At 35.8% G+C, this 18,348-nt stretch carries 17 protein-coding genes; all 17 read left to right on the top strand.

Features of this window, described 5'->3' with window-relative positions:
• The first annotated feature begins 75 nt into the window (after positions 1-75).
• The 17 genes from ACY2RT_RS05000 to nrdD all read left to right on the top strand — a co-directional run bounded on the left by ACY2RT_RS05000 (position 76) and on the right by nrdD (position 18,341).
• A complete protein-coding gene (locus ACY2RT_RS05000) occupies positions 76-1,359 on the top strand; it encodes an acetyl-CoA hydrolase/transferase family protein (protein ID WP_490154930.1) in 1,284 nt (427 codons plus the stop codon).
• A gap of 74 nt (positions 1,360-1,433) precedes the next feature.
• On the top strand, positions 1,434-3,857 hold the full coding sequence (locus ACY2RT_RS04995) for a heavy metal translocating P-type ATPase (RefSeq protein ID WP_490154780.1): 2,424 nt from the start codon (positions 1,434-1,436) through the stop codon (positions 3,855-3,857).
• 80 nt (positions 3,858-3,937) lie between these two features.
• A complete protein-coding gene (gene ccoS / locus ACY2RT_RS04990; RefSeq protein ID WP_490154779.1) occupies positions 3,938-4,150 on the top strand; it encodes a cbb3-type cytochrome oxidase assembly protein CcoS in 213 nt (70 codons plus the stop codon).
• Between the two features lie 5 nt (positions 4,151-4,155).
• Positions 4,156-6,357, top strand: coding sequence for a cytochrome-c oxidase, cbb3-type subunit I (ccoN, locus tag ACY2RT_RS04985; protein ID WP_490154778.1), 2,202 nt, complete (start codon positions 4,156-4,158; stop codon positions 6,355-6,357).
• A 2-nt stretch (positions 6,358-6,359) separates the two neighbouring features.
• Positions 6,360-6,551: a CcoQ/FixQ family Cbb3-type cytochrome c oxidase assembly chaperone gene (locus tag ACY2RT_RS04980; protein WP_490154777.1), complete on the top strand. Its 192-nt coding sequence runs from the start codon at positions 6,360-6,362 to the stop codon at positions 6,549-6,551.
• Positions 6,548-7,507 (top strand): cbb3-type cytochrome c oxidase N-terminal domain-containing protein, encoded by a 960-nt coding sequence (locus ACY2RT_RS04975; protein WP_490154776.1) that lies wholly within the window; start codon positions 6,548-6,550, stop codon positions 7,505-7,507. The genes ACY2RT_RS04980 and ACY2RT_RS04975 overlap by 4 nt, the downstream gene beginning before the upstream one ends.
• A gap of 20 nt (positions 7,508-7,527) precedes the next feature.
• Positions 7,528-8,949 (top strand): cytochrome c oxidase accessory protein CcoG, encoded by a 1,422-nt coding sequence (gene ccoG / locus ACY2RT_RS04970; RefSeq protein WP_490154775.1) that lies wholly within the window; start codon positions 7,528-7,530, stop codon positions 8,947-8,949.
• Positions 8,950-8,956: 7 nt separating this feature from the next.
• Positions 8,957-9,403 carry a FixH family protein gene (locus ACY2RT_RS04965; protein ID WP_490154929.1) on the top strand — a complete coding sequence of 149 codons (447 nt, stop codon included), beginning with the start codon at positions 8,957-8,959 and terminating at the stop codon, positions 9,401-9,403.
• Between the two features lie 2 nt (positions 9,404-9,405).
• Positions 9,406-10,131 carry a sulfite exporter TauE/SafE family protein gene (locus ACY2RT_RS04960; RefSeq protein ID WP_490154774.1) on the top strand — a complete coding sequence of 242 codons (726 nt, stop codon included), beginning with the start codon at positions 9,406-9,408 and terminating at the stop codon, positions 10,129-10,131.
• Between the two features lie 352 nt (positions 10,132-10,483).
• A complete protein-coding gene (locus ACY2RT_RS04955) occupies positions 10,484-10,918 on the top strand; it encodes a c-type cytochrome (RefSeq protein WP_490154773.1) in 435 nt (144 codons plus the stop codon).
• Between the two features lie 16 nt (positions 10,919-10,934).
• Positions 10,935-12,275 (top strand): cbb3-type cytochrome c oxidase subunit I, encoded by a 1,341-nt coding sequence (locus ACY2RT_RS04950; protein WP_490154772.1) that lies wholly within the window; start codon positions 10,935-10,937, stop codon positions 12,273-12,275.
• Positions 12,276-12,385: 110 nt separating this feature from the next.
• The gene (locus tag ACY2RT_RS04945) at positions 12,386-13,216 is read left to right on the top strand and encodes a CbbQ/NirQ/NorQ/GpvN family protein (RefSeq protein ID WP_490154771.1); all 831 of its coding nucleotides are present in this window, start codon (positions 12,386-12,388) and stop codon (positions 13,214-13,216) included.
• Positions 13,217-13,230: 14 nt separating this feature from the next.
• The gene (locus tag ACY2RT_RS04940) at positions 13,231-15,000 is read left to right on the top strand and encodes a nitric oxide reductase activation protein NorD (RefSeq protein ID WP_490154770.1); all 1,770 of its coding nucleotides are present in this window, start codon (positions 13,231-13,233) and stop codon (positions 14,998-15,000) included.
• A complete protein-coding gene (locus ACY2RT_RS04935; protein ID WP_490154769.1) occupies positions 14,975-15,589 on the top strand; it encodes a cytochrome c oxidase subunit 3 in 615 nt (204 codons plus the stop codon). Before ACY2RT_RS04940 ends, ACY2RT_RS04935 begins: the two co-directional genes overlap by 26 nt.
• Positions 15,590-15,829 (top strand): cytochrome C oxidase subunit IV family protein, encoded by a 240-nt coding sequence (locus tag ACY2RT_RS04930; RefSeq protein WP_490154768.1) that lies wholly within the window; start codon positions 15,590-15,592, stop codon positions 15,827-15,829.
• A 194-nt stretch (positions 15,830-16,023) separates the two neighbouring features.
• Positions 16,024-16,482 (top strand): anaerobic ribonucleoside-triphosphate reductase activating protein, encoded by a 459-nt coding sequence (nrdG, locus tag ACY2RT_RS04925; protein ID WP_490154767.1) that lies wholly within the window; start codon positions 16,024-16,026, stop codon positions 16,480-16,482.
• Positions 16,479-18,341, top strand: a complete 1,863-nt coding sequence (nrdD, locus tag ACY2RT_RS04920) for an anaerobic ribonucleoside-triphosphate reductase (RefSeq protein ID WP_490154766.1) — start codon at positions 16,479-16,481, stop codon at positions 18,339-18,341. The genes nrdG and nrdD overlap by 4 nt, the downstream gene beginning before the upstream one ends.
• Positions 18,342-18,348 lie beyond the last annotated feature (7 nt).

Here is an 18,348-nt window from a genome sequence, read left to right as displayed (position 1 = left end):
ATATGATTATTGTCATATGATTAAAATGGATTAAGCCGAACCTTTGCCACAAATAAACTTACAATGAATGTAGTTATGAATCCAGGATTAAAAATTGTTTCAGCATCAGAAGCCGTATCAGTTGTAAAGTCCAATGACCGTGTTTTTTTTCAAGGAGCATCCATGACTCCTAATTTATTAATAGATACTTTATGCGAACGCTATGAAGATTTAAGTAATGTAGAAATATTTGAAATACATACCAATGGAGAAGCAAAGTATACAAAGCTTCCTTATTCAAATTCATTTAGGCTATATAGTTGTTTTGTTGGCAATAATGTGAGAGCAGGAGTAGATACAAACAGAGGAGATTATATTCCGGTTTTTTTAAGTGAGATTCACTGGCTTTTCAGAAGAAATATTATTCCTCTGGATGTAGCATTTATACAAGTTTCTCCACCAGATAAACACGGCTATTGTTCTTTAGGTGTTTCAGTAGATATTACACTACCCGCAATACAAACAGCAAAAACAGTTGTTGCATTAATAAACCCTCAAGTACCAAGAACGCATGGTGATGGGATTATTCACATTGGCCGTATTGATTATGCAGTAGAAGTAGATAAACCTATTCATGAATCTCCTTTAGGAGTACCTTCTCAAATTGAATCTACAATTGGGAAAAACGTTGCGGGATTGGTTGAGGATGGTGCTACATTACAAATGGGAATTGGAAATATCCCAAATGCAGTTCTTAGCAACCTAACAAACCATAAACGCTTGGGTATCCACACCGAAATGTTCAGTGATGGCCTTTTACCATTAGTAGAACAAGGCATTATTACCGGTGAAGAAAAAGAAATTAAAACCGGTAAAATTGTGACCTGTTTTGCAATGGGAACCAAAGAATTATATGATTTTGTGGACGATAACCCAATCGTACATTTCAAAGAGGCCGGCTATACCAACGATACTGCAATCATTAGACAAAACCCTAAAGTAACTGCTATAAACAGTGCTATTGAAATCGACCTAACTGGGCAGGTCTGTGCAGACTCTATAGGCGCCTATCAGTATTCGGGAGTTGGGGGCCAGATGGACTTTATTCGTGGTGCTTCCCTTTCTGAAAATGGCAAACCCATTATAGCGATGCCCTCTGTTACTACAAAAGGCATTTCTAAGATCACTCCTTTTTTAAAACAAGGTGCAAGTGTAACTACTACCAGAGCACATGTACATTATGTTGTGACCGAATATGGTGTGGTAAACTTATTCGGAAAAAGCTTAGAACAACGAGCCAAAGAACTCATTTCCATTGCGCATCCCGATCATAGAGCTGTACTGGAAGAGGAAGCATTCAAACGGTTTAAAAAGGCGTAAACTGATATTTATCATATTTTAAACAGAACACAATTTCAACCTTTGCCAAAGGTATAATGAGCAAATTAAATTGTATGGCAAAGTGTTTTCATTGCGGAGACGACTGCTTAGAGACTATAATTGAACATAAAGAAAAATCCTTTTGTTGTAATGGTTGTAAGACGGTTTTCGATATTCTACATGATAACGACTTGGGCTATTATTATACCTTAGAACAAAACCCAGGGATCACACCGGTAAATATTGCCGGAAAATTTGACTTTCTCGATAATACTTCCATTGTTGAAAAACTGCTGGAATTTAATGATCAAGCCACCCGTATCGTCTCTTTTTTAATTCCTTCTATACATTGTAGTTCCTGTATTTGGGTGCTGGAGAATCTCAATAAATTGAACCTGGCTGTAAAAACTTCACAAGTTAATTTTCCCGAAAAGACCGTTAGAATAACATTTTCCGGCGAAGAGATTTCTTTAAAAGAACTAGTGATTCTTTTAAGTAGAATAGGCTACGAACCATACATTTCACTGGAAGATTCAAAAAAGAAGAAAAAAAATTACAACAGGAGTCTTATCTATAAATTAGGTGTTGCCGGTTTTGCTTTTGGAAATGTAATGTTCCTTTCCTTTCCGGAATATTTTGACTTACCTGTAAACGAAACAGGAGGCCAGGAATTTTGGCTTGATCAGTTTAAATCTGTATTTCGTTGGTTGATGTTCACATTTTCCTTACCGGTAGTGTTCTACTCCGGACGTGATTATTTTACTTCGGCTTACAAGGGCTTGCGAAGCGGTATTTTAAATATCGATGTCCCAATAGCCATTGGAATTGCTGTATTGTTTATACGAAGTACAATCGATATTGTTTTTGACTGGGGGACAGGTTTTTTTGATAGCCTTACGGGATTGATCTTCTTTTTGCTACTCGGGAAATTTTTTCAGCAAAAAACCTATGCATTCTTATCATTTGAGCGAGATTACAAATCGTATTTTCCAATTGCAGTCACCCGCTTAATTCGTTATTCCGAAGAAAAAATAACTGAAGAACAAGCTGAGGTCTTTAAGATAAAAAAAGGAGATAGATTGCTTATTCGTAATAATGAGTTAATTCCTGTTGATGCAATTCTCATTAAAGGGAATGCGCTTATAGATTACAGTTTTGTTACCGGTGAAGCTGAACCGGTTATTAAAAAAAGCGGTGATAAGCTCTTTGCTGGAGGAAAGCAACAAGCAGGTGTGCTTGAAGTGGAAGTACTAAAACCTGTGGCGCAAAGTTATTTAACTCAACTTTGGAGCAATGAGGTTTTTAGCAAAGAAAAACCAAATATCTTTCAATCATTGACCGATAGTATTAGCAAGCGATTTACCATTGCTGTACTTTCCATTGCTTTTATTGCTACATTATTTTGGTTGGTATATGACCCCACTAAAGCTTTTAATGTTTTTACTGCCGTGCTTATTGTGGCATGTCCTTGTGCCATTGCATTGGCCTCACCCTTTACACTGGGTAATTTGCTACGTATTTTTGGAAGAAATAAACTGTATTTAAAAGAAGCCTCGGTTATTGAACAAATAGCAAAAGTAGATACTGTTGTCTTTGATAAAACAGGAACGCTTACCACTAATAAAAAAAATATAATCACCTACGAAGGAGTGGCTCTTTCTACTGAAGAAAAAGTATTATTAACCAGTACACTCCGATCTTCTAATCATCCTTTAAGTAGAGCTTTGTATGCTATTTTGGATAAGAATAATATTCAAACATTAGATGAATTTGAAGAAGAGACCGGAAAAGGAATTTCAGCAAAACTTAATGAAAATAGTATCAAGATCGGGTCTTATGCTTTTGTTGGAGACTCAACTACTGCATCGACAAATAAATTTTCAGAAAACCTTATCAAGACCACAGTTCATGTAAGTAGTAATAATATATATAAGGGTTGCTATATTTTTCACAATGAATACCGTGAGGGGGTTGCTACTCTATTTGAAGAACTGGGAGATGACAGGGAGGTAATTGTACTTTCGGGAGATAATGATGGGGAAAGAAAACGATTGGAAGCACTGCTTCCGGAGGACACAGAATTATACTTTAACCAGAAACCGGAAGACAAACTTGAATTTATAAGATCTCTTCAGCAAAGAGAGAGAACAGTGATGATGGTAGGGGATGGCTTGAATGATGCCGGTGCCTTGAAACAGAGTAATGTTGGAATTGCAATTTCAGAAAATATCAATGTGTTTTCACCAGCTTGTGATGGAATTTTTGATGCTTCAAGATTTAAAGATCTTATTCGGTTTTTTAAACTCTCTAAAAAAGGGATTAAAGTGATTAAATGGAGCTTCATCCTTTCGCTGGCCTATAATTTAATTGGGTTGTCTTTTGCTGTGACCGGACATTTAAAGCCTGTGATAGCTGCTATTTTGATGCCGTTGAGCTCGATAAGTATCGTTGTTTTTACAACTCTGGCAACACAGTATCTAAGTAGGAATTTAAAATGAAACTAAATAGAGAAAAGCTGACTAATGTCATATTTTAGAAAACCTGTCAGCAATATTTTTACACCTTAATTTAGGTAGGTATGAGCATTATTTATGTATTACTAACAATAAGTGTCATTGTGGCTTTAGTTTTCTTTGCAGCATTTATTCTTTCAGTAAAAAGAGGCCAGTATGATGATACTTACACACCTTCGGTACGTATGCTTTTTGAAGATGAACTTGTAAAAGAAAGCAGTACCTCATCACAAGAAATTTCAGAAAAAAAACCAATCAATAATCAAGAGAAACAATAATCACTATGGAAGTAGAGCAGTTTTATTACGATAACAAGATCGTTAAAAAGTTTGTCTGGGCCACCATTATTTGGGGTATAGTAGGTATGGCCGTCGGGCTGCTATTGGCCTTTATGTTTTTATTCCCTAACATCACAGATGGAATTTCATGGTTGAGCTTTGGAAGGTTACGTCCATTGCATACCAATGCAGTTATATTCGCTTTTGTGGGGAATGCAATTTTTGCCGGGGTATATTATTCTACACAACGCCTGCTAAAAGCGAGGATGTGGAGTGACCTTTTAAGTAATATCAATTTTTGGGGATGGCAATTATTAATTGTGGGAGCTGCTATCACTCTTCCATTAGGGTATACAACTTCGAAAGAATACGCCGAACTAGAATGGCCCTTTGATATTGCAATTGCACTTATCTGGGTAGTTTTTGGAGCTAACTTAATTGGAACCATGATCAAAAGAAGGCAACGACATTTATATGTTGCAATCTGGTTCTACTTGGCAACATTTGTTACGGTTGCAGTACTGCATATTGTAAATAGTATGGAGCTTCCGGTTAGTGCTTTAAAAAGTTATTCGGCTTTTGCCGGTGTTCAGGATGCATTGGTACAATGGTGGTACGGTCACAATGCGGTGGCGTTTTTCTTAACTACTCCATTTCTGGGGCTGATGTACTATTTTGTGCCTAAAGCTGCAAACAGACCTGTATATTCTTATCGGTTGTCCATTGTCCATTTCTGGTCTTTGATCTTTATTTATATCTGGGCAGGACCTCACCATTTATTATATTCTGCTCTACCGGACTGGGCTCAAAACTTAGGTGTTGCATTTTCGGTAATGTTAATTGCACCCTCTTGGGGAGGTATGATTAACGGATTATTGACCCTTCGTGGAGCCTGGGATAAAGTACGTACAGACCCTGTTTTAAAATTTATGGTGGTTGCGATTACCGGTTATGGTATGGCAACTTTTGAAGGACCAATGCTTTCCCTCAAAAACGTAAACGCAATTGCACACTTTAGTGACTGGATTATTGCGCATGTTCACGTAGGAGCACTTGCATGGAATGGTTTCTTAACCTTTGGTATGATCTATTGGTTAGTGCCAAAATTGTTTAAAACAAGATTGTGGTCCATCAAGCTGGCAAATGCTCATTTTTGGATTGGTACGTTGGGTATCATCATGTATGCATTGCCCATGTATGTGGCAGGTTTTACACAAGCCATTATGTGGAAACAATTTAACCCGGACGGTACTTTAATGTATGGAAACTTCCTGGAGACAGTAAGTGAGATCATTCCTATGTATTGGATGAGAGCTATAGGAGGAACTCTTTACATTATAGGAGCATTTATATTACTGTATAATATAGTAAAAACAGTTCAACAAGGTAGTAAAGTAACCGATGAACTGGCTGAAGCTGCGCCATTACAACGTGTTACGAAAAGACGTACTTCAAAAGAAGGATACCATACCTGGTTGGAAAGAAGACCGGTAAAACTCACCTTATATGCAACGGTAGCTATTCTAATAGGAGGAATGGTACAAATTATACCGTCATTAATGGTGGATGATTATGTTCCGGCTATTACAAGTGTGAAACCTTACACTCCTTTAGAATTGGAAGGACGTGATATCTATATTAGAGAAGGTTGTGTTTCTTGTCACTCACAAATGATTCGGCCTTTTAGAAGTGAAGTTGAACGCTATGGCGAATATTCTAAAGCCGGAGAATATGTATATGACCACCCATTCCTATGGGGAAGTAAACGTACCGGACCAGATTTACACCGTATTGGTGGAAAATATACTGATAACTGGCACTTAAACCACTTTTATGACCCACAAAGTACTTCATCAGGATCTATCATGCCATCTTATAAATGGTTGATAACTAGAGAGCTTGATAAGTCTATGACCGAAAAGAAAATGGAGACTATGGTTAGTTTGGGTGTTCCTTATACTGAAGAAGAAATAGCACGGGCACAAGAGTGGATGACCGAGCAGGGAACACAAATTGAACAAAACCTATACAGTGACCCGGATTTTGTAAAGACATATGAAGCAGATAAAAAATATGCACAGGAAAACGGAGAGGATTTCATTGAAATGAAAAACCGTGAAGTAGTTGCTATTATTGCCTATTTGCAACGTCTTGGAACAGATATTAAAGTGGAGAATAACGCTGATGCTTCAGCCAAAAACGAATAATTATGTTACGATTTATCAAAGGAAATTTAGAAAACATAGATGGAGTGGAAGTCTATCCTATTATATCGTTATTGATATTCTTCATCTTTTTTGTAGTGCTTTTTTGGTGGGTATTTACAGCTAAAAAAGACCACATTGCTGAAGTAAGCAACATTCCATTAGAAAACAACAACCAAAACGAAGATTTATTATGAGAACAGGAGCATCCTATTTACGTGTTATAGCATTTATGGTCCTTGCATTTTTTCTGCTGGAGCTTACCATAGATTCCGGAGAACAAATGGCTATAGAAAAATACCCCATTATTTGGGCCGTATTAGCAATGCTATTTTTATTTGCTATTGCTATTGAAGTAGTTTCAGAAACATTAAAACGTATTCTTTTTAGAGGACTGGCTCCTGAAGCACAAGAACGTTATTTACAAGCTGAAGGGACAAGAAAAGAGAAGCGTTTTAGTTGGTTTAAAAAGGCATATAAAAAGTTATTGGGTAGTAAGCCTATCGAAAAGGAAGGTGAAATTATACTCGATCATAATTATGATGGTATAAAGGAGCTGGACAATAAATTACCACCATGGTGGGTGTATGGATTTTATATTACAATTATTTTTGCTGTAGTTTACCTGGTTCGTTATGAAGTATTTGATGATGTAAATCAAGCTGAGGAGTATGAAATAGAAGTTGCCGAAGCCAAAGCTGCCATTGAAGAATACAAAAGAACAGCTAAAGATCTGGTTGATGTAAACACAGTTGAATTACTTACAGATGCTTCAGACCTAAATGCAGGGAAAGTAATTTATGAGGTAAATTGTATTGCATGTCATAAAGCTGATGGCGGTGGCGGAATAGGCCCCAATTTAACAGATGAATATTGGATCTTGGGAGGTGGTATTAAAAATATTTTTAATACAATTTCTGAAGGAGGTCGGGACGGAAAAGGAATGGTGTCCTGGAAGAATGACTTAAAACCGGCAGAAATGGCACAAGTTGCCAGTTATTTGCTAACGTTCCAAGGAACAACACCTGAAGAGCCTAAAGAAGCCGAAGGTGAGATATGGGTAGACCCGGATGCTCCGGAAAGTGAAACTATTGAAGAGGTAAAAGAAGAGGTTACAGATTCTACTGCTGCTAAAATCAGCATGAATCAATAAAGTATAAAGATCAAATAAAATTGGAAGCACCCGATAACGAGCGTTTTAGAGATAGTATTGCGACCATTAATAAGGAAGGAAAAAGGGCATGGTTATTTCCTAAGAAACCTTCGGGAAAGTTTTATAAGTATCGAAAATATGTAAGCTATGTATTACTGGCAATCTTGTTTTCGGCACCATTTATAAAGGTTGGAGGAAACCAGTTTTTGATGTTCAATGTACTGGAACGTCGATTTAATATTTTTGGATTTCCGTTTTGGCCACAGGATTTTCACCTGTTTGTCATAATGATGTTAATTGGTGTGGTCTTTGTCATCTTTTTTACAGTAGCATTCGGAAGGATTTTTTGCGGGTGGATGTGTCCCCAGACCATTTTTATGGAAATGGTTTTCCGAAGAATTGAGTATTGGATCGATGGAGACAGAGGGAAACAGATCAGGCTTGATAAAATGCCTTGGAATGCCGAAAAAATTAGAAAGCGAGTTTTAAAATGGTTCATCTTCTTTATTATCTCATTTCTAATTGCAAATGTTTTTCTGGCTTACTTAATAGGAAGTGACAGGCTTATACAATATATACTTGATGGCCCGCTAAATCATATAAGTACTCTAATTTCCTTGTTGATCTTTACAGGGGTGTTTTACTTTGTCTTTGCCTGGTTTAGAGAACAGGTTTGCATTATTGCCTGCCCTTATGGACGACTTCAAGGTGTATTGCTTGATAATAAATCGATCGTTGTGGCCTATGATCATAAAAGAGGTGAAAAAGAAGCTGGACGTGCAAAGTTCAGAAAGAATGAAGACAGGGCAACAACAGGAAAAGGAGACTGCATTGATTGTTTTCAATGTGTTCATGTTTGTCCAACAGGAATAGATATTCGTAATGGAACGCAGTTGGAATGTGTAAACTGTACCGCTTGTATCGATGCATGTGATCATATGATGGAATCTGTAAACCTTCCAAAAGGGTTGATTCGCTATGCTAGTGAAGATAATATAGAGAAGAAAGCAAAATTTACGTTTAGCCCAAGATTAAAAGGATATACGGTTGTATTATTTATTTTGACTTCTGTATTTATTGGAATGCTCTTTTTACGAAATGATATAGAAGCCAGAGTTCTTAGATTACCGGGTCAATTGTATGAACATAAGGCAGATAATATTATTAGTAACGTATATACATTTAAATTGGTTAATAAAACCACGAAAGCAATTGATGATGTAAACTTCAAATTATTATCTCATAGAGGAGAGATCAAATTAGTAGCGCATGATGACTTTGTTGTACCAAAACAAGGCATCTCCGAAGGCACAATATTTATTGAAATTAATGCCAGCGGACTTAGTGGAGACAAAGACAGGGTGGAGATTGGCGTCTATAGCGGAGACAAATTAATAGAAACAACTACAGCAGCTTTTTTAGGGCCTCGTAGTTATAAATAACAGAATGATGAAAATAAACTGGGGAACAGGATTGGTTATAGGAATGATATTTTTTATTGGGTTTATTATGTTTTTTGTGATAAAAATGAGCGCCAATAAGGACTTTAGACACGATCTGGTAACTGAAGAATATTACAAAAAGGAACTGGCTTATCAGGAAGAAATTGACGCAGAGGAAAACCTTAAGGATTTTTCTGAAAGCATTACCGGGAAAAAAATAGCCGAAGGATGGCTGCTAAAGTTCCCTGAAGAAATTGACCCTTCAAAGGTTAAAGGAACAGTGTTCCTATACAGACCGTCTAATAAGCAACTGGATTTTGATTTCCCTATTGTCTTATCCGGATCAAATTTGCTCATACCTGACAAACGTTTGTTAGACGGTCGATGGAACATTACCATAGAGTGGGAATACGAAAAGAAAAAGTATCTCTATAAAAAATCGATTACGTATTAAAGATGTTAATATCGGCTTTCATATTTGGCCTTTTAGGAAGTTTCCACTGTGTGGGCATGTGTGGCCCCATAGCCTTTATATTGCCGGTAGACCGTACTAATAATTTAAAAAAAACAGGGCAAATATTTCTATACCATTTTGGGAGGTTGTTTGCATATAGTATTATTGGTTTGTTGTTTGGTTTACTGGGGAAAGGATTTTATCTCTTCGGAATGCAACAACAGCTTTCCATTGTTGTTGGAATTTTAATGATTCTAGTGGTTCTGATTCCGTATAAGACATTCAATAAATATAATTTTTCAAAACCAATTTTTAAACTTATTTCAAAGGTAAAGAGTTCTTTGGGAGCTGCTTTGAAGAAGAAAACCCCCGATACTTTCCTTACGATCGGGTTCTTAAATGGGTTTTTACCTTGTGGACTGGTTTATATGGCTGTATTTGGGGCAATAGCTTCAGGCAATGCACTGGAAGGAAGTTTGTATATGGCAATTTTTGGATTGGGGACTGTTCCTTTAATGACCACCGCTATTTACTTCGGAAATTTTTTAAGTGGAAAAGTAAGACAACATATAAGAAAAACAATCCCTGTGTTTGTAGTACTTATGGGCTGCTTATTTGTAATGCGGGGAATGGGATTGGGAATACCTTACGTATCCCCTAAACCTATGGTGGATAAAGTAGAAGCTAATTACAATTGTAACAATACTGCTTCTGTGATTTTAGAATGATTTTAACTAACTGTAAAATTTATGACTTATGATTTTAAATAATATACCTTTAGTAGATTGGGGAATGGGAACTGCACTTATAGCCGTATTTGGTGTTGTGTGTGTTATTATAATTTTGGTTGTTTTGAATCTTATGAAAAGTGACAAAAAGAAGTAAAGTGAGTAACTTTATTAAGTAATTAAATATACGAGAAACACTTTCTGGTATATATGTATCTGAATATTCATTATTGGTCTTATTTATATGGGTAGTAAAATATGATTTTTGTCATATTATTATACAGGAGTTATTGTTTATTTTGTTATTTAAGATAAAAAGGTCTTAAAATATTAATATTTAATTTAACTAACTATGTTATCAAAAAAGCAAGCACGAAATTTCTTTCTGGGCGGTACCTTAGTCACTTTTTTAGTATTTATTGGTTTGACTATTTATTCATTTGGCGCAGAACAAGATCAATCAAATTATGAAGCCATTACCGAACAAGTTGTTCGTGGTAAACATTTATGGGAAACCAATAACTGTATGGGGTGTCATACAATTTTAGGGGAAGGAGCCTATTATGCTCCCGAATTAACAAAGGTTTTGGACCGTAGGGGTGAAGGATATGTAAAGGCTGTTTTGACAACACCTGTTCCCTGGGCGCCAAACGGAAGAAAAATGGTGGCTTATGGTTTTTCTGATGAAGAAGCGGCTGATTTAATAGCCTTTTTTGACTGGATAGACGATATAGACCTTAATGGCTTTGATACTGTTGTATCTCCATTATCAAAAGATAATGAATAACTAACCTATTACTATTATGAAATACAAATCTCAAAAAGTAGCTTATTGGTTTTTTGCACTTTCAATGCTACTATTAGTTTTACAATTAACATACGGGTTTATTATGGGCTTTGCCAGAGTAGGCCTGGACGGATTACATGAATTTATTCCTTTTAACACAGCGAGAGCAGTTCATACAAATTTATTGGTAGTCTGGTTGTTATCCGGGTTTATGGGCGCTGCATACTATATTATACCTGAAGAAGCTCAAAGAGAGCTTGTAAGTGTTAAACTCGCTTACGTACAATTAATTTCACTCGCACTGGTGGGTGTAGCTGCAGTAATTGGCTATCACTTTAACTGGTGGGAAGGACGTAAGTTTTTAGAAATACCAAGACAATTAGACTTTTTAGTGGTGGCAAATGTATTACTGTTCCTGGGTTTAATACTAGCTACCCTTTTTAAGGGCAAAAGGAAAACTACAACCGCTTTAGTACTTTCGATGGGTTTACTCTTTGCAGCATTATTATACTTGCCGGGAATGCTTCCTTTTGATAGCCAGGTAAAGGATTCTTTCTTTAGATGGTGGGTTGTACACTTATGGGTAGAAGGTGTTTGGGAATTAATTATGGGAGGTATTCTCTCATTTCTATTGATCAAGCTTACCGGTGTAGATAGAGAAGTTATTGAGAAATGGCTTTATGTTATTGTAGGACTCACATTTTTATCAGGTGTTTTAGGGACAGGTCACCACTATTACTACATAGGAGTTAATAAAATCTGGTTAGTTGTAGGAGGCATATTCTCTGCTTTAGAACCGCTTGCATTTTTGGCAATGGCCTTATTTGCTGTGAATATGTATAGAAAAGGAGAAAAAAGACACCCAAATAAAATAGCCTTGTTCTGGACTTTGGGATCTGCAATTGTTTCGTTTGTTGGTGCAGGACTCTTAGGGTTTGCCCACACTTTGCCGCAAACCAATTTATATACTCATGGTACACTCGTTACGGCAATGCATGGTCACTTAGCATTTTGGGGGGCATATGCCATGATCGTTCTAGCTATTATTAGCTATTCCTTACCCAATTTAACAGGAAGGAAATTGTATGATGGAGTTAGGGGCAGGGCTGCTTTTTGGACTTCAAATATCGGGATGATTGGTATGACAGTTGCTTTTGGCGTTGCCGGAGTTGCTCAGGTCTATTTAGAACGTAAATTTAAAATGGATTTCATGGAAGTCCAGAATGAGATAAGCATTCATTTTGTAGTATTGATAATTTTTGCAACGTTATTTACGGCAGGAATTATATTCTATATAGTTGACTTTATTAAACACGGACGCCCTAATGACGAGGCGCTGGAACAAATAGAGAATTAACACCTTTATAATAATCAATCATAAGGTCTAGAAAAGGGCTTATATATTTTTGTAATATATAATCATAGCTTACCTGCCTTTACTTTTTTAGACCTTTTTTTACTATTCGTATGAAATCATTGGAGCAAATCACATCTAAAATAGAGAATGAACCTGAGACCATTTCTCAAAGCTGTCCATTTTATAAACCTACTGGGAAAGAAGTTGAGGTCTTTAATCATGCGTATTCCAATAAAATACCTGTATTATTAAAAGGACCTACCGGAACCGGTAAAACAAGATTTGTAGAGTATGTATCTTATCAACTTGGTATTCCTCTTATTACTATCTCATGCCATGAGGAAACTTCATCTACAGATTTAATTGGTCGTTTTATAATTAAAGGAGCCGAAACAGTATGGATGGACGGACCCTTAACAAAAGCAGTAAAAGAGGGAGCTATATTATATTTAGATGAGATTGCCGAAGCAAGGCCGGATGTTGTTGTGGCGATTCATTCGCTTACAGATCACCGGAAGGAACTTTATATTGATAAGCTGGGCGAAAGTATTAAGGCACATGAAAATTTTATATTAGTAGCTTCATTTAATCCCGGATACCAAAAGGGATTCAAAGAGTTAAAACCTTCTACCAGACAACGATTTGTTGCGTTATCATTTCATTATCCTAAGTCAAAAGATGAAGCAGAAATCATTTCAAAAGAGACTCAATTAGATGTAAACGTATCTAAAAAACTGGTCACAATTGCCAATAAAATTAGAAACTTAACAGATCTTGGACTTACCGAAACTGTGTCAACACGATTACTTGTTGATGCTGCTAAACTGATCCATTCGGGATTGCCCAAACGATTAGCTGTAAAAGTTGCGGTTGTAGAACCACTAACCGATGATCTTGAAATAATTGATGCATTGACAGACCTGTGTGATCTAATGATCTAAATCTTATATTAATTATGTTCGAGCCGGATGAATTTCTTTTTAGTAAAGTTGCTGGTTTTTTAAAACGGCGTAAAAAAAACTCTCAGGAAGCACTGGTACATGCAGTAAAACTAAATGATATTAAACCTCGATTAACCATTTTTGCCAGAGCGATCACTGGTTCACCTATCGAGATATTTGAAGCTGAACGGGAAGGAGGTTATAAAAACAGTAGTTTTTTTCTTCCAAAACGCTATTCAGAATTTATTTCCAAAGAGAAGAATTTATCATTTTATTTATTCAGGATTATATACCTTTCTGTTCAAAAAAACCTTCAATTTAACTATAGTGGAAATCAGGAGCATTCAATAGAAGAAGCGAGATCCATGGCCTTAGATCATTCAGATAAGGTGTTAAAAAGGATGTTCTATGAGTTTCCGGTGACTCAAAAGATTCATAATGAACTTAAAGATTACTATAGTTCCAACCCCGGCAAGAACAAGCAACCTGACTTTTCATTTATATATGGAAAATGGATGCGAAACAATCCTGAACTAGATTCTGATAAAGTGTTAAATAATATTTCAGAAAAAGCCCAGAAAGCCATTCAGAAAGAAATTAATACCATATTAAAGGCCAATGCTGTTGAGGAAATTAAAACACTGGAGATCGATCAGAAAGCACAGGAAGATTATGTGCTCACTCATAATTTTGAAAAAGTTGAAACAGCAGAAGAATGGGAGGGAGGATGGCGTGATTTTGATGGAGATGATGATTTAAATGATCATTCTAATGCTTTGGAAGACCTAAATATGAAGCATACGGTACGAGTGGATGATCCTGTGCATTCGGTCTATCAGGCAGATTTTATGGAGAATACAACTATTTCTGAAAGTACCGAACTCGATACACACGAATTTCATTTTTCTTATGATGAATGGGATTTTTCAAAACGAACCTATAAGGCAGATTTTTGCAAAGTATACCCTAAGGTGCAACTAGAAAAAGATATTGCATACTATAAAAGTACCTTGTTAAAAAATGCCTCTACACTCATGGGATTGCGTAAGATGCTTACTTCAGTTAATAATAAATACCAACAAAAGAGAAGGCAAATACAGGGAGATGAGTTTGATCTGGATGCTATTACAGATCAATATGTTGACATACATTCCAATCATACCCCTTCAGAAAAGATATACTTATCCAAACGGAAAAAAGAAAAAGACCTTTCTATATTGATCCTTTTGGATATTAGCCTGTCCAGTGACGGTTATGCTGCCGGAAACAGAGTAATTGATGTAGAGAAGCAGGTTTCCATCATTTTCGGTGAAATATTGACAGAGTTCAATGTGGATTTTTCTATTGATTGTTTTTATTCAAAAACCAGAAATTACACAACGTATTTAAGTTTAAAATCTTTTGGAGAAGATTGGAATAAAGCAAAACACAGAATTGGAGCCGTAGAACCATCCGGCTATACCCGAATAGGAGCGGCATTGAGGCATTCGGGAGCGTTACTGGATGAACGGGATAGTAAGAATAAATGGGTTATTCTCTTATCTGACGGAAAACCTAATGATTATGACAAATATGAAGGAAAATATGGTATCAATGATGTGAAGCAGGCACTTAGAGAATTAAATCAACGTCAAATTAATTCTTATGCATTGGCTATTGAAGCTCAGGCTAAATATTATTTGCCACAAATGTTTGGACAAAATCATTACCAAATTTTAACTACTCCTGTAGAATTGCTTCAATCCCTGGTAAAGCTGTATGAGAAAATTAAGCATAATGGATAATCCCGGTATTGAAGTAAAAAAGAACGAATATAAACATTTATACTACCCCCCGGGTGGGCTACTTATGTGGATCATAATTTTTCTTGAGCTGCTAACCTTTGGCATTGCATTGATCATAATGGTTTATTCTGCTAAAGAAGAACCGGTTTTATTTCATGAGTCCCGTCTTTTACTAAATACAACTTATGGAGCATTAAATACTGTGTTTTTATTAACAAGTGGATTCTTTATGACACAGTTTATAAAGTTTCAAAGAGGATTAGATTTTAAAAGATCAAAGTTATTTCTGGTATTGACAATGTTAGGTGGGATTGCATTTTTGCTCTTGAAAGTTATGGAGTACAGTGATAAAATAGATGCGGGCCTGACAATAGGGTACAATAGCTTCTTTACGTTTTATTGGATGCTTACATTGTTTCATGTGATCCATGTACTCGTAGGCCTGGTTATTTTAGGTTCTCTAATGATCAGCCTTCTTAAAAAGAAACCTTCATTGAAAATGGAAGACGTAGAGACCAGTGCTGCTTTCTGGCATATGTGTGATCTAATATGGATCCTTTTATTTCCAATAATCTATTTGTTTTTTTAAATGAAAAAAGACCTGTTTTTTATAGTTTGGGTAGTATTAGTAGTATTAACTATTACAACGGCACTTATTACCAAGGCAAACTTTGAATATATGGCGACCGTTATTTTAATACTTTCCTTTTTTAAATTCGTAGGGATATCCTTTTATTTCATGGAACTCAGGAAAGCTCATATACTATGGAAAGTGGCTTTGCTAAGCTTTTTGACACTATTCATAATTGTAATTTTAATAATAAAATAACAAGAGTTTACTGCCCGGATACCGATGTATAATCAGTCAAATTTCTTTAATGCCAAGTTATAGCTTCAATTCCTTCCCGAAATAGAATTTGTATGAGTGTTCATAACATTATTAATAACTCATATGTCAGAGCCTAAATACTAATTCTATTACTTCATATTTTTATAAAAGATAAAAAGGTCTTTTAATATCAAATGTATTATCAGGATTTTCAAATAGTACTTCAGGAAGTACCCGGAGAAGTAAGTTTATGCTTTTCTATTTCTGGTTGTCCCTTAAGATGTGAGGGATGCCATTCAGCACATTTGTGGAAAAAAAGAAAAGGAAAGAAGTTGACCAGAAAGAGTTTTTGCCAAATGATTTGTCGCTATAAAGGACTGGCTAGTTGTATAGTTTTTATGGGAGGTGAGTGGCATAAAAAGAAACTTATTGAGCTACTTAAAATATCCAGAAAAGAGAATTATAAAACATGTTTGTACACAGGCGAAGAAAATGTAGATAAGGAAATTTTAGATCAGCTTAACTGGATCAAAACGGGTCGTTGGCAATTATCATTGGGAGGGCTGGACTCTCAAAAGACCAATCAAAGATTTATAGAAGTAAAAACAAATAAAATACTCAATCATTTATTTATAAAAACCGAACATTTATGATAAGACTAACAGACACTCAGGTTGCCAAGAAAATTGAATTTATAGATGGTTATATTCAATCTACCAATGCTGCAGATGGTTCAAAGGTAGATGCCAATGCAAATGTTACTTCAAAGAATATTGCCACTATGGAAGCAGAACTTAATAAAGATGTCAATATACAAGTGAACAGAGCTTTGATAAAGCGGAAAATAGAACTGTTGTTTGGTGAAAAGACAGCTAACGAGTATATAAGGCAAATTGAAGCACATGAAATCTATGTACACGATGAAACCTCATTAAAACCTTATTGTGTTTCTATAAGCATGTACCCTTTTTTACTTGACGGACTTACTAAAATTGGTGGGGAAAGTCGAGCCCCTAAACATTTGGAAAGTTTTTGTGGTGAGTTTGTCAATCTTGTATTTGCGGTAAGTTCCCAATTTGCAGGTGCATTGGCAACAGTCGAATTCTTATTATACTTTGATCATTTTGCAAGTAAAGATTATGGGAAAGAGTATTTGAAAACGAATGAAAAAATGATAGCCAATCATTTACAACACGTTGTTTATGCTATCAATCAGCCGGCGGCAGCGAGAGGCTATCAGTCAGTTTTTTGGAATATCTCTTTGTATGATGAGTCCTACTTCAACAGTATGTTTGGAGCGTTTGTATTTCCGGATATGACCAAACCACAGTGGGAGAGTGTTAAAAAGCTTCAGAAATATTTCATGAAATGGTTCAATACAGAACGAAGTAAAGCAATACTAACATTTCCGGTAGTAACAGCAGCTATGCTGGTAAAAGAAGGAAAACCTGTCGATATGGATTTTACAAATATGTGCGCACAGGAACTAAGCGAAGGAAATTCATTTTTTATATATCAATCTGAAAATGCAGATAGCCTTGCTTCCTGCTGTCGTTTAAGAAATGAGATCAGCGATAATACTTTTAGTTATTCTTTAGGGGCAGGAGGGGTAGCAACAGGTTCCATTAATGTAATAACCCTTAATATGAACAGGTTGATACAAAAAGGAGTAAATATTGTTGAAGAGGTTAGGAAGATACACCAATATCAGGTAGCGTATAGAAAATTGGTTGAGGAGTATAAAGAAGCTGGCCTGTTGCCTGTTTACGATGCAAACTTTATTTCATTAGACAAACAATTTTTAACTATTGGGATCAATGGAATGGTAGAAGCAGCAGAAAGTCTGGGGATTAAAGTAGGAAATAATTCAACCTATAAAAAATTCATAAACATATATCTCAAAGCCATTTATGATGAAAACAAGTTGGCAAAACAGAAATACGGGTATATGTTCAATACAGAATTTGTTCCGGCTGAAAATCTGGGAGTAAAAAATGCAAAATGGGATAGAGCAGATGGATTGTTAGTACCCAGAGAATGCTATAATTCTTACTTCTATATAGTAGAAGATGAAGAAACAAATTCACTGGATAAGATAATTTTGCATGGAAATGAAATCATAAAATATCTGGATGGAGGTTCAGCTTTACATCTCAACCTTGAGGAAATACCAAATCAGGAAGGCTTTGTTAAATTAATTCATGCAACAGCTGCTGCAGGATGTAACTATTTTTGCTTCAATATAAGAATTACAATATGCAACGAATGTGAATACATAGACAAGAAAACTTTATACAAATGCAGTAATTGTGATTCTGCAAATGTGGATCATGCTACACGTGTTATAGGATACCTTAAGCGGGTATCAAGTTTTAGCAGCGGACGCCAAAATGAGCATCGTTTGAGACATTACCACAAAAAACAGTTTACAAATAATCTGTCAACTTATAGAGTTAAGGTGATAGCAAAAGATAAATTTCAAAGGTCTGATGTTACAAAGATTGTGAACTAATTTTTTA

The organism is Ulvibacter sp. 2210JD10-4 (assembly GCF_058148525.1).
The sequence above is the reverse complement of the archived record's forward strand: the minus strand, read 5'-3'. Positions and strand labels throughout refer to the sequence as shown.

Bases quoted from the DNA above. Each gene is read 5' to 3' on its own strand.
- ACY2RT_RS05000 (WP_490154930.1), top strand. From the start codon at position 76: ATGAATCCAGGATTAAAAATTGTTTCAGCATCAGAAGCCGTATCAGTT.
- ACY2RT_RS04995 (WP_490154780.1), top strand. From the start codon at position 1,434: ATGGCAAAGTGTTTTCATTGCGGAGACGACTGCTTAGAGACTATAATT.
- ccoS (WP_490154779.1), top strand. From the start codon at position 3,938: ATGAGCATTATTTATGTATTACTAACAATAAGTGTCATTGTGGCTTTA.
- ccoN (WP_490154778.1), top strand. From the start codon at position 4,156: ATGGAAGTAGAGCAGTTTTATTACGATAACAAGATCGTTAAAAAGTTT.
- ACY2RT_RS04980 (WP_490154777.1), top strand. From the start codon at position 6,360: ATGTTACGATTTATCAAAGGAAATTTAGAAAACATAGATGGAGTGGAA.
- ACY2RT_RS04975 (WP_490154776.1), top strand. From the start codon at position 6,548: ATGAGAACAGGAGCATCCTATTTACGTGTTATAGCATTTATGGTCCTT.
- ACY2RT_RS04965 (WP_490154929.1), top strand. From the start codon at position 8,957: ATGAAAATAAACTGGGGAACAGGATTGGTTATAGGAATGATATTTTTT.
- ACY2RT_RS04960 (WP_490154774.1), top strand. From the start codon at position 9,406: ATGTTAATATCGGCTTTCATATTTGGCCTTTTAGGAAGTTTCCACTGT.
- ACY2RT_RS04955 (WP_490154773.1), top strand. From the start codon at position 10,484: ATGTTATCAAAAAAGCAAGCACGAAATTTCTTTCTGGGCGGTACCTTA.
- ACY2RT_RS04950 (WP_490154772.1), top strand. From the start codon at position 10,935: ATGAAATACAAATCTCAAAAAGTAGCTTATTGGTTTTTTGCACTTTCA.
- ACY2RT_RS04945 (WP_490154771.1), top strand. From the start codon at position 12,386: ATGAAATCATTGGAGCAAATCACATCTAAAATAGAGAATGAACCTGAG.
- ACY2RT_RS04940 (WP_490154770.1), top strand. From the start codon at position 13,231: ATGTTCGAGCCGGATGAATTTCTTTTTAGTAAAGTTGCTGGTTTTTTA.
- ACY2RT_RS04935 (WP_490154769.1), top strand. From the start codon at position 14,975: ATGAGAAAATTAAGCATAATGGATAATCCCGGTATTGAAGTAAAAAAG.
- ACY2RT_RS04930 (WP_490154768.1), top strand. From the start codon at position 15,590: ATGAAAAAAGACCTGTTTTTTATAGTTTGGGTAGTATTAGTAGTATTA.
- nrdG (WP_490154767.1), top strand. From the start codon at position 16,024: ATGTATTATCAGGATTTTCAAATAGTACTTCAGGAAGTACCCGGAGAA.
- nrdD (WP_490154766.1), top strand. From the start codon at position 16,479: ATGATAAGACTAACAGACACTCAGGTTGCCAAGAAAATTGAATTTATA.